Raw genomic sequence first — 19,829 nt, forward strand, 5'->3', positions numbered from 1 at the left:
GTTTGGTTTAGATAATTGACTTTAATACGGTGAGCGGAATCACATAATAAATAATTCATAATTACTTAACCTATTGTTTAATAATAAATTTATATCAATTCATTCCTCCTTTTTATCACCATCTTAATTTTTCCCTAAGAAATGAACGTTACCTTGAGATGAGTTTATGGTTCGTTGAAATAAACGCATCGGCATTTGGTTAATATCAAAAAGTTGCCATGCATAACTCAAGGAAATTAATAATGCGTGATTTTTTGCCTTTTTCCCGGCCCTCAATGGGCGCGGAGGAAATCGCCGCGGTACAGGAGGTATTAACCTCCGGCTGGATCACCACCGGGCCGAAAAATCAGATGCTTGAAGAGGCGTTCTGTACGCTGACGGGAAACCGTCATGCGATTGCCGTCTCCTCTGCCACGGCGGGGATGCACGTCACCCTGATGGCGATGGGGATTGGTCCCGGCGATGAGGTGATTACGCCCTCCCTGACCTGGGTATCGACGCTGAATATGATCGTGCTGCTGGGTGCCATACCGGTGATGATCGACGTCGACAGAGACACGCTGATGGTGACGCCTGAAGCGGTCGACGCCGCCGTTACGCCTCGCACCAAAGCCATTGTGCCGGTTCATTATGCGGGTGCGCCGTGCGATATTGACGCCATCCGCGCCGTCGGTGAACGTCACGGTATTCCTGTCATTGAAGACGCGGCCCATGCCGCCGGAACGTACTACCACAGCCGTCATGTGGGCTGGCGAGGCACCGCAATTTTCTCCTTCCACGCCATCAAAAACATGACCTGCGCCGAAGGTGGGCTGGTGGTGACGGATGACGAGCAGCTGGCGCAAAACATCCGTAGCCTGAAGTTCCACGGTCTGGGCGTTGATGCCTATGACCGCCAGACCCATGGCCGCGCGCCGCAGGCCGAGGTCATCACCCCGGGTTTTAAATACAACCTCGCGGATATCAACGCCGCGCTGGCGCTGGTGCAGCTCGGCAAGCTGGGCGAAGCCAATAAGCGCCGTCGCGACATTGCCGACCGCTACCTGCTTGAACTCTCGGATACCCCTTTCCAGCCGCTGTGCATTCCGTCCTGGCCGCATCTGCACGCCTGGCACCTGTTTATAATTCGCGTGGATGAGGCCCGGTGCGGCCTCTCGCGTGATGCCCTGATGGCCGCGCTGAAGGAGCAGGGCATCGGTACGGGCCTGCATTTCCGTGCGGCACATACGCAAAAATACTACCGCGAGCGTTTCCCTGATGTGTCGCTTCCGAACTCTGAATGGAACAGCGCGCGTATTTGTTCTCTCCCTCTTTTCCCGGACATGACCCATGACGACACAACCCGCGTCATTACCGCGCTCCATCAGCTTGCAGGACATTGATATGTTCAGTGCGCCGCCTGTACAAAAAGTTTCCGTGGTGATCCCGGTCTATAACGAGCAGGAGAGCCTGCCGGAACTGATCCGCCGCACGACTGCCGCCTGCGAGACGCTCGGCAAAGCTTATGAAATTCTGCTGGTGGACGACGGCAGCAGCGACAATTCCGCGCGGATGCTGACCGACGCCGCGCAGGCGGAGGGCAGCCACATTGTTGCCGTACTGCTCAACCGTAACTACGGCCAGCACTCGGCAATTATGGCCGGGTTCAGCCACGTTACGGGCGATCTGGTGATTACCCTGGATGCTGATCTGCAAAACCCGCCGGAAGAGATCCCGCGTCTGGTCGCCAAAGCCGACGAAGGCTACGACGTGGTCGGCACCGTGCGGCAAAACCGCCAGGACAGCCTGTTCCGTAAGCTGGCGTCTCGCACCATCAACCGTCTGATCCAGCGCACCACCGGTAAAGCGATGGGCGACTACGGCTGCATGCTGCGCGCCTATCGCCGCCACATCGTCGACGCCATGCTGCACTGCCATGAGCGCAGCACCTTCATTCCGATTCTGGCGAACACCTTTGCCCGTAAAGCGACGGAGATCCCGGTGCTGCACGCCGAGCGCGAGCACGGGGAGTCAAAGTACAGCTTCATGCGTCTCATCAACCTGATGTACGACCTGATCACCTGCCTGACCACCACGCCGCTGCGCCTGTTGAGCGTGTTCGGCAGCGTTATCGCGCTGGCCGGGTTTGCGCTTTCCGTTCTGCTGGTCGTTCTGCGGCTGGTCTTTGGTCCCCAGTGGGCGGCGGAAGGGGTCTTTATGCTGTTTGCCGTGCTGTTCACGTTCATTGGCGCCCAGTTCATCGGTATGGGTCTGCTGGGTGAGTACATTGGCCGTATTTACAACGATGTTCGCGCGCGTCCGCGCTATTTTATTCAACGTGTTGTCCGTCAGGAGCACCTGGCATCTCAAGAGGAAAACCACCCATGAAAACCGTCGTCTTTGCCTATCACGATATGGGTTGCACGGGCACGCAAGCCTTGCTGGACGCAGGCTTCGACATTACCGCCATCTTCACCCATCCGGATGTTGCCGGGGAAAACCACTTCTTCGGCTCGGTGGCGCGTATTGCGGCTGAACACGGTATTCCGGTTTACGCCCCGGACGATGTGAACCATCCGCTGTGGGTGGATCGTATTCAGAAGCTTGCGCCGGACGTGATTTTCTCTTTCTACTACCGCAATCTGCTTTGCGACGACATCCTGAGCGTGGCGACAAAAGGCGCATTTAACCTGCACGGCTCGCTGCTTCCTGCCTACCGTGGCCGTGCGCCGCTGAACTGGGCGCTGGTTAACGGTGAAACGGAAACCGGCGTAACGCTGCACAAAATGGTACGCCGTGCCGATGCGGGCGGTATCGTGGCACAGCTGAAAGTGGGCATTGGCGCTGATGAAACGGCGCTGGAGCTGCACCACAAGCTCTGCATCGCCGCGCAAAGCCTGCTTCGCGACGCGCTGCCGACGATCCGTCAGGGGACTTTTACCGAAACCGCGCAGGACGAAAGCAAGGCAAGCAGTTTTGGTCGCCGCACGCCGGAGGACGGGCGACTGGACTGGGCGAAACCGGCGCGTCAGCTGCATAACCTGGTGCGCGCCGTGACCGACCCGTGGCCGGGCGCGTACAGCTTCGCCGGGGTCAGTAAATTTATCGTCTGGAAATCCCGCGTGCGTGAGGACATTCCGGCGGCAAAACCGGGCACCGTCATCTCCGTCTCTCCGCTGATTGTGAGCTGCGGCGAGCAGGCGCTGGAGATCGTCACCGGACAAACGGATAACGGGCTGTACGTGCAGGGGGCGCAGCTGGCGCAGTCTCTTGGGCTGGTGGCGGGGGCGCTGATCACCAGCGCGCCGGTGGTGGCGATCAAACGCCGCACGCGCGTCTTAATCCTCGGCGTGAACGGGTTTATCGGTAACCATCTGACCGAACGGCTGCTGGAAGACGACAATTACGAGATCTACGGTCTCGATATCGGATCCGATGCGATCGGTCGATTCCTCTCTAATCCCCGTTTCCACTTCGTTGAAGGGGACATCAGCATCCATTCCGAATGGATCGAGTACCACATCAAAAAATGTGACGTGGTGCTGCCGCTGGTGGCGATTGCCACCCCGATTGAATACACCCGTAACCCGCTGCGCGTGTTCGAACTCGATTTCGAAGAGAACCTGAAGATTATCCGCGACTGCGTGAAATACGATAAGCGCATCATCTTCCCGTCGACGTCGGAAGTGTACGGCATGTGTACCGACAATAACTTCGATGAAGACACCTCCAGTCTGGTGGTCGGGCCGATTAACAAGCAGCGCTGGATCTACTCCGTCTCCAAGCAGCTGCTGGATCGCGTGATTTGGGCCTACGGCGAGAAAGAGGGGCTACGCTTTACCCTTTTCCGTCCGTTTAACTGGATGGGGCCGCGCCTGGACAACCTGAACGCCGCGCGTATCGGCAGCTCCCGCGCCATCACCCAGCTGATCCTCAACCTGGTGGAAGGTTCGCCCATTAAGCTGATTGAAGGTGGCAAACAGAAACGTTGCTTCACCGATATCAGCGACGGTATTGAAGCGCTGTTCCGCATCATCGAAAACAAAGACGGCCGCTGTAACGGAGAGATCATCAACATCGGTAACCCGGACAACGAAGCGAGCATCCGCGAGCTGGCGGAAATGCTGCTGGCAAGCTTTGAACGTCACCCGCTGCGCAGCCAGTTCCCGCCGTTTGCCGGTTTCCGCGAAGTGGAGAGCAGCAGCTACTACGGCAAGGGTTATCAGGACGTTGAGCACCGCAAGCCGAGCATCCGCAATGCGAAGCGCTGCCTGAACTGGACGCCGACGGTGAAGATGGAGCAGACCATTGATGAAACGCTCGACTTCTTCCTGCGCACCGTGGAGCTGTCGGAACAGGCATCATGAAAAAGGTCGGTTTACGCATTGACGTCGACACCTTTCGCGGCACGCGTGAGGGTGTGCCGCGGCTGCTGGAACTGCTGAGCAAGCACGACGTGCGCGCGACGCTTTTCTTCAGCGTCGGGCCAGACAACATGGGGCGTCATCTGTGGCGCCTGGTTAAACCGGCCTTTCTGTACAAAATGCTGCGCTCGCGCGCGGCATCGCTCTACGGCTGGGATATCCTGCTGGCCGGAACCGCATGGCCCGGCAGGCGCATCGGCGCGGAAAATGAAGCGATCATCTGCAAGGCCGCGCAGCATCATGAAGTGGGGCTGCACGCCTGGGATCACCATGCCTGGCAGGCCTGGGCGGGCGTGTGGGATATCCCCCGCCTGGCGCGTGAGGTTGAGCGCGGCGTGCTGGAGCTGGAAGCCATTACCGGCCAGCCTGTGCGCTGTTCCGCCGTGGCGGGATGGCGGGCCGACCAGCGCGTGGTGAAGGCCAAAGAACACTTTGCCTTTCGCTACAACAGCGATTGCCGGGGCACCGGACCGTTTTTACCGCTGCTGGGGGAAAACCGAACCGGCACGGTGCAGATTCCGGTCACTCTTCCGACGTGGGATGAAGTGGTCGGGCGCGAGGTGAGTGCCGACAGGTTTAACCGTTACATTCTGGATGCGATGCACCGCGATGCCGGTACGCCGGTTTATACCATCCATGCCGAAGTGGAAGGCATTGCGTATCAGCAGGATTTTGACGCGTTGCTTGCGCTGGCGGCGCAGGAGGGCATTCAGTTCTGCCCGTTAAGCCAGCTGTTGCCGGACGATCCTGGCACGCTGCCCCTGGGAAAAATCGTCCGTCGTGAAATGGCTGGCCGGGAAGGCTGGCTTGGCTATCAACAAACCGTGAGCCCGGCACTATGAAAACAGTCCGCTATGGCCTGACGCTTCTCGCCCTGTTTGTCGTTTACTACCTCCTTCCGGTCAACCTTCGCCTGTTATGGCAGCCTGATGAAACGCGCTATGCGGAAATCAGCCGCGAAATGCTGGCCTCCGGCGATTGGGTGGTCCCGCATTTCCTCGGGCTGCGTTACTTTGAAAAACCCATTGCCGGTTACTGGGTGAACAGCATCGGGCAATGGCTATTTGGACACACCAATTTTGCCGTTCGCGCGGGGGCGATATTCTGCACCGGGCTGACGGCGCTGCTGGTGATCTGGCTGGCCTGGCGTCTCTGGCAGGATAAGCGGGTGGCGATCTTCTCCGGCCTGATCTTCTTAACCCTGTTCCTGGTCTATGGCATCGGCACCTACGCCGTGCTGGATCCCATTATCACCCTCTGGCTGGTGGCGGCTATGTGCAGCTTCTGGCTGGCTTCGCAGGCGAAAACGATAGCCGGAAAAGCGGGGGGCTACATTCTGCTGGGGCTGGCCTGCGGCATTGGCGTCATGACCAAAGGCTTCCTGGCGCTGGCGGTACCGGTGATTGGCGTGCTGCCGTGGGTGATTGCGCAACGACGCTGGAAGGAGGTGCTGGTTTTCGGCTGGCTGGCGATCCTCAGCTGCGTACTTATCGTCCTGCCCTGGGGGCTGGCAATCGCTCAGCGTGAACCCGATTTCTGGCGTTACTTCTTCTGGGTGGAGCATATCCAGCGCTTTGCCCGGAGCGATGCCCAGCATAAAGCGCCGTTCTGGTACTATCTGCCGTTCCTCATCGCGGGAAGTCTGCCGTGGCTGGCGATGCTGCCGGGCTCGCTGCGCCTGGGATGGCGAGACAGAGAAAACGAGAGGGCGGGGCTTTATCTGCTGGGCTGGATAGTGATGCCGCTGCTGTTCTTCAGCATCGCCAAAGGCAAGCTGCCGACCTATATCCTGCCGTGCTTTGCGCCGCTGGCGATCCTGATGGCGCGCTACGCCTGCACCGTCGCCGAAAAAGCGTTACGTATTAACGGTGGGATCAATATCGCGTTTGGCGTGCTTGGCATGCTGGCGGCGCTGGTGGTATCGCCATGGGGGCTTGCTAAACATCCGGTCTGGACACCGGTCGAATTGTACAAAGTCTTCTGTGCCGTGGTGGCGTTTCTGGTCTGGGCCTCGGTGGGCTGGTTTACCCTTAAAAATCCGCAGCGCTGGTGGCTGGCGGCGCTTTGCCCTGCCGGGCTGGCCCTGCTGGTGGGTTTTGCGATCCCGGACCGGGTAGTGGATTCCAAACAGCCGCAGTCGCTGGTGGATTCCGTTCGCGAGCCATTGCAGATGAGTAAATTCGTCCTGGCGAACAACGTTGGTATAGCCTCCGGGCTGGCGTGGGAGCTTCAGCGTAATGACATCATTTTGTATGGGCAGAGCGGTGAGCTGAAATATGGCCTGGATTATCCGGACGCTAAGGGGCGTTTTGTGAGCAAAGATGATATCGCGCACTGGCTTGAAGCGCATCGTCAGCAGGGACCGGTGTCGCTGGTGATCCTGCTGTCGAAAAACGACGACCTGGCCCGCGCCGGGCTGCCAAAACCGGACAACCTGACGATTCAGGGGCGTCTGGCTTACCTGCAATATCTGCCGCAGTGATGGCCTGGATCTGGCTGGTGCTGGCAAGCCTGTTGAGCTGCGCAGGTCAACTGTGCCAGAAACAGGCGACCCGGGCAGGCGGCGGTCAGCAGGTCGCCCTGTGGCTTGGGCTGGCCCTGCTGATGCTGGGTGGCGGGATGGTTGCCTGGCTGGTGGTATTGCAGCATCTGCCCGTCGGGGTGGCGTACCCCATGCTGAGCCTTAACTTTGTCTGGGTAACGCTGGCGGCAAAAATCGTCTGGCATGAGCCTGTCCCGCTACGTCACTGGCTGGGCGTCGGGTTGATTATCGTCGGGGTTATTTTGCTGGGAGGAAGCCTGTGAACGGTGCGTGTTGGGCGTTATGCAGCGTAGTGTTAGTCAGCGTGGCGCAGCTGCTGCTGCGTCATGCGATGGTAACGCTGCCCCCGATGGGCGACGCTTTCTGGGCAGCCCTCTGGCATATAGCCCCCGGTACGGGCGCGCTGATGCTGGGGCTGACAGGCTATTGCGCCTCAATGGGCTGCTGGTATCTGGCATTGCATCGTATGGCGCTCAGCAAAGCGTATGCCTTGCTGAGCCTCAGTTACATCCTGGTGTGGAGTGCTGCAATTTTACTGCCCGGCTGGGGAGAACACTTTTCCTGGCGCGGGCTGGCGGGCGTCGGCTTGATTATACTCGGTGTGCTGGTCATTTTTATGCCGCAGAAATACCGGAGTAAGTAACCGCTTCCGCCGTTAAGGTGAAAGGCGTAGTGGTACAGACCGCCAGGCTCAGCGAGCCGAAGCGTAGCTGACTGACCGGGAGGGTCTGGGCGGTGCTGTCAATACTGACAATCTGCCACGCGCTGCCGCCACGCTGTTTGACGATCGCCTCTTTGCGCGTCCAGATGCGCCAGAATGCGGAAAGCTGCTCTTCCGGCGCTTCACGTTCCAGCTCGTCATGTTCGGTGAGGCTGAAAACGGCATTCGCCAGCGCCTGCCAGTTTTCCCGCGGGCGGATCACTTCGATATCGCAGCCCACTTCACCTTCATCGCTCATCAGCAGGGCAATGTCGTCCCCGCTGTGGCTCAGGTTAAACCACAGAGGATGGCCGTTAGCGAAGGCCGGTTTTCCCTGCTCGCCGTAAATTATCTCGGGAAGCGGTGAGGGGGATAAGGTTCTGGCGAGCAGCGTCCGGCCTGCAAGCCAGGAAGCGTGTCGTGCACCCTGAGGTGCCATGTCTGCGAGCGTTGACGCCAGCGGGTCCGCGCTAAGGGTGGAGATCTTTCCCAGTACAAACTGGTACATAGTTACGCCCAGCGTTTAATGATTATCGAGGTATTGATGCCGCCAAAGGCAAAGTTATTGCTCTGAATAAATTCGCAATCAATCGGGCGGGTTTCCCCCATAATATAATCTAAAGCGCCGCATTGCTCATCCGGTTGTCTTAAATTGAGCGTTGGCGTGAACCAGCCCTCCCGCATCATGTGCAGACTCAGCAAGGCTTCCAGCGCGCCGCAGGCGCCCAGGGTATGGCCGAAATAACTCTTTAAGGATGAGATGGGCACGCTGTCGCCGAAAATGGCGGCGGTCGCCTGACTCTCGGCGATGTCCCCGCGATCGGTTGCCGTGCCGTGGGCAGAAATGTAGCCAATCTCCTGAGGGCCAAGGCCCGCCATCGCCAGCGACTGCGCCATACACACCTGCATGGTTTCACGCTGGGGCTGGGTGATGTGCGCCGCATCGCAGTTGGTGGCAAAGCCCACGATCTCGCCATAGATTGTCGCCCCGCGCGCTCTGGCGTGATCCAGCGCTTCCAGCACCAGCGTGCCCGCCCCTTCGCCAATCACCAGGCCATCGCGCTGAACGTCAAACGGCGACGGCGTGGTTTTTGGCGCGTCGTTACGCTGGCTGGTGGCAAACAGGGTATCGAAAACCGCCGCTTCCGACGGGCACAGCTCTTCCGCGCCGCCTGCCACCATCACCGTCTGGTAGCCGTGACGAATCGCTTCCCAGGCGTAGCCAATCGCCTGGCTGCCAGAGGTACAGGCGCTCGAGGTGGGGATCACCCGTCCGCGCAGGCCAAAGAACAGCCCGGTATTCACCGCCGTGGTGTGCGGCATCATCTGCACGTAGGTGGTGCCGGTGATGTTGTGGGTGTGCTTATCGGTGAGCATAGAGGCAAACTCGCTGACCGGCCCGGTGCTGCCGGTCGACGAGCCGTAGGCGATGCCGGTCTGACCGTTGGTCAGCACCGCGTCGTCGATCAGTCCCGCCTGCTCCAGCGCCAGCTCGGTGGCGCGGGTAGAGAGCAGCGACACCCGGCCCATGGCGCGAATGCGCTTACGGGTATAGTGAGCGGGGAGAGTGAAATCTTCAATCGGCGCGGCGAGCAGGGTTTGCAGGCCGTCATACGCCTGCCACTCCGTCATGGTACGCACCGCATTTTCATACTCGCGCAGACGGCGCGAGATGGTCGGCCAGTCCTCGCCGAACGCGGTGACGCCGCCCATGCCCGTAATCACTACCCGGCGGGTCATAGCATGCCTCCGTTAATCGAAATCACCTGACGCGTCACATAGCCTGCTTTATCCGACATCAGGTAACTCGCCAGCCCGGCGACCTCCTCGGCCTGGCCCATACGCTGCATCGGGATCATCGACATCGCCGCGTGCAGCGCGGCTTCGTCCATCTCGATCATGCCGGTATCGATCAGCCCCGGCGCGATGCAGTTGACGGTGATTTTGCGTTTTGCCAGCTCGGTGGCGAGCGCTTTGGTGGCGCCGATGATCCCGGCTTTCGCCGCGCTGTAGTTCACCTGCCCACGGTTGCCCATAATGCCTGACACCGACGACAGGGTGATGATCCGCCCGCCCTTGCGGGTGCCGATCATCGGCATAATGCAGGGATGAATGACGTTATAAAAACTGTCGAGATTGGTGTGGATCACGCTGTCCCAGTCATCGTCGCTGAGCGCCGGAAACGCACCGTCGCGGGTAATACCGGCGTTACTGACCACGCCATACCACGCGCCGTGGTCAGCGATCTCCTGTTCCAGCACCGTGCGGCACTGCTCGCGGTTGCTCACGTCGAAGGTGAGTAAACGGCCCGCGCCGCCTGCCTGGACAATCGCTTCCAGCGTCTCCTGCGCGCCCGCTTCATCACGATGGTAATGCACGCCGACGGTGAAACCGTCCGCCGCAAGCTGAAGGGCGATAGCGCGGCCAATGCCTTTGCTGGCGCCGGTGACCAGTACGGATCTCATGATGGTGTTCCCTGGTTGAAAAGTGTGGTTAATTCATCCTCGCTCGGCTGGAAGGTGTTCACGCGGCCCGTGGCGAGGGAGATACTATCCGCATGAATGGCGCACTCGAAGCTGCCAAAGCGTTCATCCTGCATCAGACGTTCGATGGTGATGATCAGCGTGCTGCCTGCGGCAAAATGCCCTGCGTCGCACACCAGCTCGCGCGCGCCCAGCACCATGCCCAGCGCACAGTGCGGCAGCCCTTTTTGCATCCGGTGCCATTCAGACCAGACGCCCACGGTCTGGGCCATCAGCTCCAGCGCAAACCAGCCAGGCAGGTTGCCGTCCGCGTCCAGGAACGGAGCCAGAACGCCCCGATCGTTCACCGTCACGCTGCAAACGGCGCGGTCATCGGTGACGTTTTCCACACTCTCAAGCAGCAGCATCGGCGTGTCGTGAGGAAGATAATCCCCGGGAGGTAAGTAGCGCATCATACCCTCCCCAGCAGAAGGCTGGCGTTGTTGCCGCCAAACGCAAAGGAGTTTGACAGGATCGCCGGTTTATTCAGCGGTGCGCTCTGGTGCAGCAGGCCGAAGGCGGGCAGGGTGTCGTCTGGCGCGTAGCGGGAAAAATCCTGCGGCGGCAGCGGCAGGTCTCGGGTCAGGATCAGCCAGCTCAGGGCGGCCTCGGTGATCCCCGCTGCGCCCAGCGTGTGGCCGGTAAGATGTTTCGTGGAGCTGCACGGCACGCGGTCGCCAAAGAGATCGTGGATCACCTGCGCCTCAATGCGATCGTTCAGCGGCGTAGCGGTGCCGTGCAGGTTGATATAGCCGACGTCCGCCGCCGTCATGCCCGCCTCGTTCAGCGCCTGGTTGATGGCGCGGATCGCCCCTTCGCCCTGCGGATGCGGGGCGGAAATATGGTACGCATCGCTGGATTCCCCCGCGCCCAGGAGCGCAACCTCGCCCGGCTCGCGGGTCAGCACCATCAGTGCCGCCGCTTCGCCAATGGTGATCCCCCGACGGTGGCGGCCAAACGGTTCGCACAGGGTTGGGGAGAAGGACTCCAGGCTGTTGAAGCCGTTGACCGGCATGCGGCTCAGGCTGTCGGCCCCGCCGACGATGGCGACGTCCACCAGCCCGGCGTCAATCAGGCGACGACCGCTGACGATCGCCCGCGCGCTGGAGGAGCAGGCGGTTGAGATGGTATACGCCGGGCCGTCCAGCGCAAGCCAGCGGGCGAGAAAGCGCGACGGATCGCCCAGCTCCTGCTGCGGATATTGCCACTGCGGGCTGCTCTCGCCGTTCTGCGCGCGGCGCACGTACTCATCACCCTCGTCCAGCCCGGAGGTGCTGGTGCCCAGCACAACCGCCACGCGGTCGCGCCCCACGCGCGCAATGGCCGCATCGACGGCGGGCCGGATTTGCGCCAGCGCCGCCAGCAGCAGCTGGTTGTTGCGGCTGCGATGCGCAGAAAAAGACCCGGGGACAGGGGGAAGTTCACCCTCCACGCCCCCCAGCACGGCCTCGGGTAAGCCCTGTAGCCAGCCCGCACGCTGGCGCATCCCGGGGGCCACGCCAGCGATCAGGTTTGCCGCTATTTCATCAGCCGAGTTGCCGAGCGCGTTGACCATGCCAACGGCAGAAAGGTAAATCATCTCAGTCACCCAGATATTGAATGGTGATGTGGTAGTGAAAAGCGTGCTGCACAATGCTAATCGGTTCGCGCCTGCCGTTACGGTTCAGGTAGACAATTTCCGTGACCAGTTTGCCCTCGGGGTTGCGCAGTTCGCGTCTGGTGTCAGTATCGTTCAGCGTCCAGCTTTTCGGCAACTGCGGCTGCCAGGCGCTGAGCGGCCAGTGGCTCAGCATCACGTCGGCCAGCACCTGGCTGGCGGGCGGCAGCTGCGGCATCACAACCGACTGCTCGGTGTGGATCCCGGTGTTGTCGTAGGTGGCGAGGAACAGGCGGATCCCGACGGAGGAGAGGCCGGCAAGCGTCACTTTATCTCCGTCGGCGTTCAGCATCACCAGCAGCGACTGGGTCTGGCCTTTAAAACTGCCGGTAAGCAACTGCTGCGCGCGGATGGCAGGCGTGATGCCCGGCGGGGGCAGCGTGACGCGGGTGCCGGGCTGGAGCCAGGCCTGAGGGCGCGCGTCATCGCGGTTCGTCGTATGGCTACACCCCGCCAGCAACAGGGCCATCATCACTGCCGCCAGGCGAATGAAACGGGTCATGGTAAGTTCTCTTTGTTAGACGGCATCGCCAGCGGGGCGAGCAGGAACGCGGTGAAGATACCGCTCACCAGCACAATGCCAAAGCTGCTGATGGCCTGAGTGGTGCTGAACACCAGCATCCCCAGCGTCAGCAGGGTAGTCATCATGGCGAGGGTAATCGCCAGCATGGAGGTCAGCGGCGTGCCGCGCGGGTTGCTGAAAAACAGCGTGTAGTTAATGCCAATGCCGAGGACCAGCACCAGCGCCAGCAGGGAAAACAGGTTCACCGGATGGCCCGTCATGGCCAGCGCCGCCAGCCCGCCGGCCAGCGACAGCACGGACGGCACCAGCGCCACCAGCCCTTTTCGCCAGCCGAGGCGTAGCATCGCGCCGCAGGCAATCACCGCCAGCGCCACGCCCAGCAGCCCCGTCAGCAGCGAGCGGTAGAGCGCAAACAGGCTGTCGAAGCTGGCCTTACGGTCAACCCAGACGACCCCGGGATGGCGGGCGGCCAGCTCACCGAGCGCGGCGCTGTTTCTGACGCCATCGACCGGGACCAGCACACCGCTTTTGCCGTCCGGCAGCGTCAGCCACAGCAAACGCCAGCCCTCGCTGGCCGGGCTGGCGAGCCACGCTTCCACGCTGACAGGCATGGCGTTCAGGTTCGGTGGGACGGCGTTCAGCCCCGTGCTTTGCAGCATTTTCATCACCGTCGGCGCGGCGTTACGCAGAAGATGCAGATCGCTGTTCTGCCGCGCCAGCGAGTTCAGCGGCAGGGTGCGCCAGCGGGTTAATTCACCGGCTTTTTGCGCTTGCGCCAGCGCCGGGGTAAACGCCTCCAGCCGCTCCAGCGTTTCCTGAGCCGACGCGCCGTACACCACGAACCACTTCTGATCGACATTTTGCCCGGTCAGGGCGGTGATGGTTTTTTCCTGCGCCAGAATGTCCTGCGGCAGCGCCTGAAGCCGGGCGATATCGTCATCCACCCGCAGGCTGGCGATCCCGATGGCGGAGAGCAGCGCCAGCGCTACCGGCAGCCCGACAGAGAGGGCTTTACCGTCGCGCCAGGCGTTCAGCCAGCGCTGCATCATCCCTCTCAGGGGGACCGGGCGGACCGGCATGCCCCGGCACAGCCACGGATGCCAGAACATTACCGTCAGGCACGAGGCGCTCAGCCCTGCGGCGGCGAACACCGCCATCTGACGAATGCCGGGGAAGGGGGCCAGCATCATGAAGAGATACGCCACGACGGTGGTCAGCAGCGCCAGCAGCAGCGCGTTACGTACTTTCGCCAGGCTTTGCCAGGGCGAGTGTTCCGCGCCGTGCACCATCCGCTCCGTGAGGTAGTAAATCGTATAGTCCGCCGAGATGCCGATGATGCTCATGCTCATCACCAGCGTCATCAGGTGCAGTTCACCGAACAGCAGCAGCGTCACGACCGTCCCCGCCAGCGCGCCGATGGCAATGGAGAGCAGGCTCAGCAGCAGCGGACGCACGGAGCGAAACACCGACACAATCAGCAGGATCACCCCGAGCACCGTGGCGACGCCAAGCGTGGAAATATCCTTTTTAGCCTGCTGGCTGGCGTAATCGCTGTAGAACACCGTCCCGCGCGAGAGCAGCTGCGCCTGTGGATACTGGCTTTTCAGCGTCTGCTGCAACGCGTTAAGGGTGGTCACCAGCTGGTGGGTTTGCTGCATATCAAACGACGAGCCCGCCAGCTCGCCGTGCAGCAGATACCAGTAGTTCCCGGCCGCGTCTTTTGTCACCAGCCAGCCGTCCATCAGCTGCATCTTCTGGCTGTTTTTCGCCAGTGCGAGCTGCGCGCCGCGCATCAGCATCAGCGGATCGTTTTGCAGCTCCTTGCCGCTCACGCCGGAAAAGGCGGAGTAGAGCTGGGACAGGATCCACTGGGCCTGTGCTTGACCGCCGTTTTGCAGGCGGGCGCGGGTGGCCGGATCGACCAGGCCATTGCGGTGTTGCCAGAAGAAATCTCCCCAGGCCTGTTGCCCGGCGGCATCCAGCGGACCTTTTACGACACTCAGCGCCTGGCTGCGTTGCAGCAGGGTTAACCACTGCTGCGCCACGCGCGGGTCCGGCTGTTTGCCGGGGCTGACCAGCCAGATGAGCTGGCGGTCGAGGCGCTGCATAAATCCGTCGTTGAGAGCGGGAGGGATCGCGCCGAGCGTCTGTTTCGGCAGCATGGCGAGCACGCTGCTGTTCAGCCGCGCGCCGGGCAGCAGCGACAGCAGCACGCCCAGCAGGATCAGGCATACCGCGGCCCACAGCAGCGCCGGGCGCAGGGCGTTACGGTGCGGCAAAGCGCTGGCGTTCTGCATCGGTCAGGCGGGCGGGCGTCAGTTGGTGGCGGGAGAGGGCGATATCCGTCGTGTCACCCTGCTTATCGTTCAGGCGAATGGATTCCAGATAGATCGCGCCCTTCAAATCAAGGGTGGAGAAAATCTTGTCCAGCGGCGTGGTGACGGGCGTCAGCACCAGTGACCAGCGGCCTTCACCCAGATCTTTGAAATCGACGCGGAAGTTCTCTTCCAGCACCTTGCGGTCGGCCTGGAACAGTGCCCGCAGCAGATGGTTGAACTGGAACATCTGCGGGTTAGTGTCGGCGGTAATGGTCTGCGGCGACTGACCGTTGACGATCTGCACCATCCGTTTGTCATCCAGCAGCAGCGTCATCGGGAACGGCGCTTTTTGATCCCACAGCAGGCCATTGTCACGGGCGATCAGCATCTCCCCCTGCGAGCGCAGGGGCTGAGGCATATCCTTGATCGTGCGGATCTGTTCGAAGTGTGCGCGTACCACTGGTTGCTCCGCAAACCGCTGTTGCAGTTCATCCAGCGTGATCGCGTTCACCAGCGGGCTTACCAGCAGCGCGAGTAGCGTTATCCATTTCATGGCGCGATCCCCATGCGTTCGAACAGAATGGCCGGGCTGACAAAGCACATCTCCCGGCTTGCTTCTTCCACCGCCACCTGAATGGTGTAGCCGGTGGTGGTGCGTTTCCCGGTTTGCGAGTCGAAGATTTGATAGGCGATGCGCAGACGGTTTTCAACCTCTTCAATGTGGGCGCGGACGCGAATGCGCTGCTCGAAGGTCACCGCGTCGCGGTATTTCACTCGGGTATCCACCACCGGCCAGACGTAGCCGGACGCTTTCATCTGGCGATAGCCGTAATCAAACTGGTTGAGCAGCGCTTCGCGGGCAATCTCAAAGTAGCGGAAGTAGTTGCCGTGCCACACCACGCCCATCATATCGACGTCGTGGAACGGAACGGTGATTTCAACTTCAGCCGTAAAGCGGGGATCGGTCAGCACCCTTTACTCCTTCTCGTTGACCTCTGGCAGCAGCCAGAAATCGAAAAAATTAAACCAGTCGAGCGGCGACAAGAGCGCGTAATGCTCCAGCCGCTGCGCATAGCGGTCGACGGTCTGCTGTAGCGCCTGCTGGCGTTCGCCGCGCGGCAGCAGCAGCGGGTCGGCAAACGGCTCGCAGTGCAGGGTCAGCTTTCCCTGCTGACAGAGGGCAAAAATCAGCACCACCGGGCAGCGCAAAATGGACGCCAGGATAAATGGCCCCTGCGGGAACGGCGCGGGCTGGCCCATAAATTCGCTCCATATCACCCGCCAGCTACCGCCGCGCTGCGGGGTGACGGCGATGCGATCGCCCACGATCGCCACCCATTCGCCGCGATCCAGCTTCTCTTTAATGAGGATGGCAGTCTCCGGGCCAATGTCGGTGACCGGCATCAGGTGAATGCCCGCCTGCGGTGCCATCTCCTCCATCACCTGCTTAAAGCGTCTGGCGTTGTCGCTGAAGACCAGCGCGTTGATGGTTTTCGCCCCTTCGCGCTGGGCCAGCGCCCGGCAGGCTTCCACATCGCCAAGATGCGACGCGAGCAGCAGTTTGCCCTGAGGATCGTCGAGCCCCAGCGCCTCCTGCGCGCCTGGCGCAAAGACCAGATCGCGATGGAGTTTCATTTCGCCGCGCCAGCTGGCCACTTTATTCAGCATGGCATGACCGAAGCGCAGGAAGTGGGAAAAACTGTTAAGCCGCGCGAGGGGCGGCATTTGCCGCTGTGCCATCACCGTTTTAACCCGCGCCAGCCACTGCTGCGACGCCTGACGCGCAGAGCGGGCGGTCAGCCAGTAGACGGCGGTAACCGGCCACAGCAGGGCGGTAAACGCCTTACGCCCCAGCAACTGCCAGACGCGCAGCATCAGGCGCATGCCCCATAATCCTTTTACCTCCTGCTGCTGCGCCCAGTGCTGTGAGCGGCGACGCATCAGCAGGGAAGGAATGCGCGGCAGCATGCCGAGAAACAGACGGGTATGCATCAACGAGATGCGCACGTTGTCTTTCAGGGCATCGAAATGGGATACCCCGTCCGGCGGATAGGTTACGCGGGTGGGCAGAAAATAGCTGGTGTTGCCCTGCCAGTAGAGGCGCACCATCACTTCGGTATCAAAATCCATTCGCCTGCCGAGCGGCGTGGTTGCTGCAAGGCGCAGAACCGGGGCTATCGGGTAAACGCGAAACCCGCACATGCTGTCTTTCAGTTGCAGGGAGAGGGTTTCAATCCAGACCCAGACGTGCGTTATCCAGCGCCCGTACAGGCGCGAACGGGGGATTGAGTCATCGTAAACGGGCTGCCCGGAAATGAGCGCATCGGGATGACGCCCGGCCAGCGCCAGCAGTTTGGGAATGTCCTCGATAGCGTGCTGGCCGTCAGCGTCCACCTGAACGGCGTGGGTGAAGCCGCGATCGGCGCAGGCTTTCAGCCCCTGCATCACCGCCGCGCCTTTGCCGCTGTTTTCGGCCAGCCGCAGCAGTGTCATCTGCGGACGATCCGCCGCCAGCGCTTCAAGCGTGCGGCGCGTGGTTTCATCGCTGCCGTCGTCCACCACCAGACAGGGCAGATCGAAAGGTGCCAGGCGCGCCAGCACCGAAGCCATCATCGCCCCGTGGTTGTAGCAGGGGATCAGCACGCAGGGACGGAAGGTTACTGACATAAGCGAATCTTCCCGCTGCTGGCGGTGTGGCGCTCGTTACCCGCATGGCGCTGGTAGCTAAAGGTCAGCAACTGGCGTTCAGGCTGCCAGGCAAGGAGCAGCGTGACCGTGTTCTCCGGCAACAGCGGGGCGGCGAACTTCACGTTCTGAATACTGTGAAAACGGTAGCCCGACGCCAGCGCGGCGGCGTAATGCATCACCCAGTCGAGCTGCGCCACGCCCGGCAGCAGCGGCTGTACGGCGAAATGTCCCTTAAACCAGAGCAGGTCAGGATCAAGATAAAAGGTTATCTCCAGATGCTGTGGATCGGGCTGGAGGCGCCCGATTTCAGGGATCTTCATGAAACAACTCCTGTAGCTGCGCAGTCACGCGCTTGTTCATGCTGTTGACCGGGATTTCATCAACGATCCGCCAGTAGCGCGGTACGGCAACCGGTTCAAGCCAGGGGCGAAGGGCGCGTCGCCAGGCGAGCTCCTGCGCTGTTTTGCTCTGTTCGTGTTGCTGACGCACCGCTTCATTCAGCACCAGCAATACGCCAATGCCCTGACGCCCGCCGCGCGTCACCGTCAGCGCGGCGGCCTCCCGGATGCCGTCCAGCGCCAGCAGGCGGTGCTCAATGTCATCGAGTGAAATGCGCTTATCTTCAATTTTGACCACCCGACCACGACGCCCGACGAGGCTGAACTGCCCGTCAGCCGTGAAGTGCAGGATATCATCCAGCAGAACCCCCTCCGCCTCGGGGATCAGCGGCGATATCACGCGATCGCCGTGAAACGTCACGCCGGGAAAAGGCTGCCAGCGCGTGCTTTCCTCCTGACGGTAGCGCCAGGCCATTACGCCCGTTTCCGTGCTGCCGTATATTTCATCCGGCCAGACGTTGAGCCAGGCCTGAACCGCGGCGACCTCCTGCCAGGGCAGCGCGCCGCCGGCGGAGACGAGCAGGTTGACGGGGGGCGGCGTCAGCGACGCGTCCAGCCGCTTGAGAAACGCCGGACTGCTGATGAAAAGGTAGCGTTTATCGTCGGGAAGGGCAGAGAGCTGCTCGGCATAGTTGAGCAGGCTGGCATGCAGCGGCAGGCCGAGCGCCATGGGTAAGACAACACGAAACGTCAGGCCATACAGGTGGTGCAGCACCACGGAAGCCACGACGTGACAGCCCGCCAGGCGCTCGCCAAAATGCGCCGCCAGCAGACGAGCCTCACGATCAAGGCTGGCCACCGGCTTACTGACCCGCTGCGGCGTGCCGGTCGAGCCGGAGGTGTAAAGCTCGATCGTGCGCGTCTCACCGATGGCTGGCAGCGGTGAAAAGGGATGGCCTGCCCGCTGCGCGGAAGCCACCCGCAGCTGTCGCCCCTGAAAATCGAGCGTGGTGTCGCTCAGGACGCCGCTGAACAGCGCCCGCTGTTCGTTAAGCTGCGCCGCCCGGCTGTGCCCGGGGAGGACCGGCGTTTTACCCGCATGCAGCGTCGCCAGCAGCGCGACAATAAACAGATAACCGTTTTCGATGCACAACGCCCAGCGTTCGCCATCTTCACGACGCAGCGTGTCGACCAGCTGAGTGACGTCGTGGCGCAGATCGCCAAGCGTCCAGAGGCGGTCGTCCTGCCAGGCGACAGGGGTGTTGTCAGGGCGGGGCGCACTGAGCCACTGGCTAAGCGGAAGAGGGTTAAGCATCGTTTTTAATCACCCGTTGTCGCACCAGCCACTCGCCAGCCATCAGCGTGCCCATCAGGAGATAGGCAATCATCCCGTTCCACAGCGTCCACAGACGGATATCGGCGTGTAATACGGTAAACAGCGCGATCGCCCCGTTGATAATAAAAAAGCCGCACCAGACCTGGGTAACCCGGCGCGTGTAACGTACCCCGACGGGGGAGAGATCCGGTTCACGCAGGCGCGCCAGCCGTTCAACAACAGGCATTGCCGTCCACAGCGAACCGCCAAACACCACCAGCATCACCAGATTCACCACCACCGGATATAACAGCACCCACTGGTGCGCGTGCAGGACGTAGCTCGCCGCGCAAAGTGCTATGCCGGCCAGCGCCACGCTCACGAACAGATAACGCAGGGGGCCGCCCTGCCGACGGGCCAGGCAGACGCGCAACAGCAGCACCAGCGCCATCACGGGCAGTATCCCGTGCAGGCTATTATTCGCCAGCCCGAAGCCGATCAAAAACGGCCATGCCAGCAGCATCAGCCCCGTCAGGGCGGGAAGAACTGGAATCGAACGCACGTTACGCGTCGCGCTGAAGCTGTTCCACAACGTCCACGACGTCCTGCACCGTGCGCACCGCTTTGAAGGTTTCGGGCTTGATTTTATGGCCCGTTTTCTTTTGCAGGTGCACCACCATATCGACGGCATCAATGCTGTCGAGATCCAGATCCTCGTAAAGACGTGCCTCAGGGGTAATATCCTCCGGGGCGATTTCAAACAGCGTAATAAGAAGCGCAGAGACTTCCTGATAAATCGTTTGTTGTTCTGTCATAGCGGTCA

Annotated in this window: 21 protein-coding genes; 7 read left to right on the forward strand and 14 right to left on the reverse strand. The window is 61.2% G+C overall.

Annotation, left to right across the window (positions count from 1 at the left end; all coding sequences use genetic code 11):
- Positions 1-242 precede the first annotated feature (242 nt).
- The 7 genes from arnB to arnF are packed head-to-tail and all read left to right on the forward strand — an operon-like array spanning position 243 to position 7,588.
- Positions 243-1,382, forward strand: coding sequence for a UDP-4-amino-4-deoxy-L-arabinose aminotransferase (gene arnB, locus SK50_RS02945; protein WP_047642291.1), 1,140 nt, complete (start codon positions 243-245; stop codon positions 1,380-1,382).
- Position 1,383: 1 nt separating this feature from the next.
- Positions 1,384-2,367, forward strand: coding sequence for an undecaprenyl-phosphate 4-deoxy-4-formamido-L-arabinose transferase (arnC, locus tag SK50_RS02950; RefSeq protein ID WP_017384101.1), 984 nt, complete (start codon positions 1,384-1,386; stop codon positions 2,365-2,367).
- Entirely contained in the window at positions 2,364-4,346 is a 1,983-nt protein-coding gene (arnA, locus tag SK50_RS02955) for a bifunctional UDP-4-amino-4-deoxy-L-arabinose formyltransferase/UDP-glucuronic acid oxidase ArnA (RefSeq protein WP_045344689.1), read from the forward strand. Before arnC ends, arnA begins: the two co-directional genes overlap by 4 nt.
- Positions 4,343-5,245 (forward strand): 4-deoxy-4-formamido-L-arabinose-phosphoundecaprenol deformylase, encoded by a 903-nt coding sequence (arnD, locus tag SK50_RS02960; protein ID WP_045344690.1) that lies wholly within the window; start codon positions 4,343-4,345, stop codon positions 5,243-5,245. Before arnA ends, arnD begins: the two co-directional genes overlap by 4 nt.
- Positions 5,242-6,885: a lipid IV(A) 4-amino-4-deoxy-L-arabinosyltransferase gene (gene arnT, locus SK50_RS02965; protein ID WP_048229084.1), complete on the forward strand. Its 1,644-nt coding sequence runs from the start codon at positions 5,242-5,244 to the stop codon at positions 6,883-6,885. The genes arnD and arnT overlap by 4 nt, the downstream gene beginning before the upstream one ends.
- Positions 6,885-7,208 (forward strand): 4-amino-4-deoxy-L-arabinose-phosphoundecaprenol flippase subunit ArnE, encoded by a 324-nt coding sequence (arnE, locus tag SK50_RS02970; protein WP_015571497.1) that lies wholly within the window; start codon positions 6,885-6,887, stop codon positions 7,206-7,208. The genes arnT and arnE overlap by 1 nt, the downstream gene beginning before the upstream one ends.
- Positions 7,205-7,588, forward strand: a complete 384-nt coding sequence (gene arnF / locus SK50_RS02975; protein WP_045344692.1) for a 4-amino-4-deoxy-L-arabinose-phosphoundecaprenol flippase subunit ArnF — start codon at positions 7,205-7,207, stop codon at positions 7,586-7,588. The genes arnE and arnF overlap by 4 nt, the downstream gene beginning before the upstream one ends.
- On the opposite strand, the gene acpT is transcribed toward arnF, so the two are convergent.
- From acpT to SK50_RS03045, 14 genes are read right to left on the reverse strand one after another with little or no spacing between them, the layout of a single operon-like run.
- Complete coding sequence (gene acpT / locus SK50_RS02980; protein ID WP_045142172.1) at positions 7,560-8,153, reverse strand: 4'-phosphopantetheinyl transferase AcpT; 594 nt, start codon at positions 8,151-8,153, stop codon at positions 7,560-7,562. The two genes, arnF and acpT, sit on opposite strands and share 29 nt — an antisense overlap.
- Before the next feature lie 2 nt (positions 8,154-8,155).
- Entirely contained in the window at positions 8,156-9,385 is a 1,230-nt protein-coding gene (locus SK50_RS02985) for a beta-ketoacyl-ACP synthase (protein ID WP_045344693.1), read from the reverse strand.
- Entirely contained in the window at positions 9,382-10,113 is a 732-nt protein-coding gene (locus SK50_RS02990; RefSeq protein WP_026080665.1) for a 3-ketoacyl-ACP reductase FabG2, read from the reverse strand. Before SK50_RS02990 ends, SK50_RS02985 begins: the two co-directional genes overlap by 4 nt.
- Complete coding sequence (locus tag SK50_RS02995; protein ID WP_074163424.1) at positions 10,107-10,580, reverse strand: hotdog family protein; 474 nt, start codon at positions 10,578-10,580, stop codon at positions 10,107-10,109. The genes SK50_RS02990 and SK50_RS02995 overlap by 7 nt, the downstream gene beginning before the upstream one ends.
- Positions 10,580-11,746 carry a beta-ketoacyl-[acyl-carrier-protein] synthase family protein gene (locus tag SK50_RS03000; RefSeq protein WP_023304573.1) on the reverse strand — a complete coding sequence of 389 codons (1,167 nt, stop codon included), beginning with the start codon at positions 11,744-11,746 and terminating at the stop codon, positions 10,580-10,582. Before SK50_RS03000 ends, SK50_RS02995 begins: the two co-directional genes overlap by 1 nt.
- 1 nt (position 11,747) lies before the next feature.
- Positions 11,748-12,326, reverse strand: a complete 579-nt coding sequence (locus tag SK50_RS03005; RefSeq protein WP_045344694.1) for a DUF3261 domain-containing protein — start codon at positions 12,324-12,326, stop codon at positions 11,748-11,750.
- On the reverse strand, positions 12,323-14,644 hold the full coding sequence (locus tag SK50_RS03010) for an MMPL family transporter (protein WP_045344695.1): 2,322 nt from the start codon (positions 14,642-14,644) through the stop codon (positions 12,323-12,325). The genes SK50_RS03005 and SK50_RS03010 overlap by 4 nt, the downstream gene beginning before the upstream one ends.
- Positions 14,613-15,218 (reverse strand): outer membrane lipoprotein carrier protein LolA, encoded by a 606-nt coding sequence (locus SK50_RS03015; protein ID WP_023295558.1) that lies wholly within the window; start codon positions 15,216-15,218, stop codon positions 14,613-14,615. The genes SK50_RS03010 and SK50_RS03015 overlap by 32 nt, the downstream gene beginning before the upstream one ends.
- Positions 15,215-15,637: an acyl-CoA thioesterase gene (locus SK50_RS03020; RefSeq protein ID WP_045344696.1), complete on the reverse strand. Its 423-nt coding sequence runs from the start codon at positions 15,635-15,637 to the stop codon at positions 15,215-15,217. The genes SK50_RS03015 and SK50_RS03020 overlap by 4 nt, the downstream gene beginning before the upstream one ends.
- 3 nt (positions 15,638-15,640) lie before the next feature.
- Complete coding sequence (locus tag SK50_RS03025; RefSeq protein WP_045344697.1) at positions 15,641-17,332, reverse strand: glycosyltransferase family 2 protein; 1,692 nt, start codon at positions 17,330-17,332, stop codon at positions 15,641-15,643.
- On the reverse strand, positions 17,323-17,673 hold the full coding sequence (locus SK50_RS03030) for an ApeI family dehydratase (RefSeq protein ID WP_017693835.1): 351 nt from the start codon (positions 17,671-17,673) through the stop codon (positions 17,323-17,325). Before SK50_RS03030 ends, SK50_RS03025 begins: the two co-directional genes overlap by 10 nt.
- A complete protein-coding gene (locus tag SK50_RS03035) occupies positions 17,660-19,006 on the reverse strand; it encodes a class I adenylate-forming enzyme family protein (RefSeq protein ID WP_045344698.1) in 1,347 nt (448 codons plus the stop codon). Before SK50_RS03035 ends, SK50_RS03030 begins: the two co-directional genes overlap by 14 nt.
- Entirely contained in the window at positions 18,999-19,598 is a 600-nt protein-coding gene (locus tag SK50_RS03040; protein WP_048229087.1) for a COG4648 family protein, read from the reverse strand. The genes SK50_RS03035 and SK50_RS03040 overlap by 8 nt, the downstream gene beginning before the upstream one ends.
- Complete coding sequence (locus SK50_RS03045) at positions 19,570-19,821, reverse strand: acyl carrier protein (RefSeq protein WP_003861262.1); 252 nt, start codon at positions 19,819-19,821, stop codon at positions 19,570-19,572. Before SK50_RS03045 ends, SK50_RS03040 begins: the two co-directional genes overlap by 29 nt.
- Between the last annotated feature and the right edge of the window lie 8 nt (positions 19,822-19,829).

It is taken from the genome of Enterobacter sp. BWH64, assembly GCF_001037645.1.
Classification (GTDB): domain Bacteria; phylum Pseudomonadota; class Gammaproteobacteria; order Enterobacterales; family Enterobacteriaceae; genus Enterobacter; species Enterobacter hormaechei_C.

Coding starts and splice junctions, on each gene's coding strand:
- SK50_RS02985 (WP_045344693.1), bottom strand. CDS start 9,385: ATGACCCGCCGGGTAGTGATTACGGGCATGGGCGGCGTCACCGCGTTC.
- acpT (WP_045142172.1), bottom strand. CDS start 8,153: ATGTACCAGTTTGTACTGGGAAAGATCTCCACCCTTAGCGCGGACCCG.
- arnT (WP_048229084.1), top strand. CDS start 5,242: ATGAAAACAGTCCGCTATGGCCTGACGCTTCTCGCCCTGTTTGTCGTT.
- SK50_RS03005 (WP_045344694.1), bottom strand. CDS start 12,326: ATGACCCGTTTCATTCGCCTGGCGGCAGTGATGATGGCCCTGTTGCTG.
- SK50_RS03010 (WP_045344695.1), bottom strand. CDS start 14,644: ATGCAGAACGCCAGCGCTTTGCCGCACCGTAACGCCCTGCGCCCGGCG.
- SK50_RS03045 (WP_003861262.1), bottom strand. CDS start 19,821: ATGACAGAACAACAAACGATTTATCAGGAAGTCTCTGCGCTTCTTATT.
- SK50_RS03030 (WP_017693835.1), bottom strand. CDS start 17,673: ATGAAGATCCCTGAAATCGGGCGCCTCCAGCCCGATCCACAGCATCTG.
- arnB (WP_047642291.1), top strand. CDS start 243: ATGCGTGATTTTTTGCCTTTTTCCCGGCCCTCAATGGGCGCGGAGGAA.
- arnA (WP_045344689.1), top strand. CDS start 2,364: ATGAAAACCGTCGTCTTTGCCTATCACGATATGGGTTGCACGGGCACG.
- arnE (WP_015571497.1), top strand. CDS start 6,885: ATGGCCTGGATCTGGCTGGTGCTGGCAAGCCTGTTGAGCTGCGCAGGT.
- SK50_RS03000 (WP_023304573.1), bottom strand. CDS start 11,746: ATGATTTACCTTTCTGCCGTTGGCATGGTCAACGCGCTCGGCAACTCG.
- SK50_RS03025 (WP_045344697.1), bottom strand. CDS start 17,332: ATGTCAGTAACCTTCCGTCCCTGCGTGCTGATCCCCTGCTACAACCAC.
- SK50_RS03015 (WP_023295558.1), bottom strand. CDS start 15,218: ATGAAATGGATAACGCTACTCGCGCTGCTGGTAAGCCCGCTGGTGAAC.
- arnD (WP_045344690.1), top strand. CDS start 4,343: ATGAAAAAGGTCGGTTTACGCATTGACGTCGACACCTTTCGCGGCACG.
- SK50_RS03035 (WP_045344698.1), bottom strand. CDS start 19,006: ATGCTTAACCCTCTTCCGCTTAGCCAGTGGCTCAGTGCGCCCCGCCCT.
- arnC (WP_017384101.1), top strand. CDS start 1,384: ATGTTCAGTGCGCCGCCTGTACAAAAAGTTTCCGTGGTGATCCCGGTC.
- SK50_RS02995 (WP_074163424.1), bottom strand. CDS start 10,580: ATGCGCTACTTACCTCCCGGGGATTATCTTCCTCACGACACGCCGATG.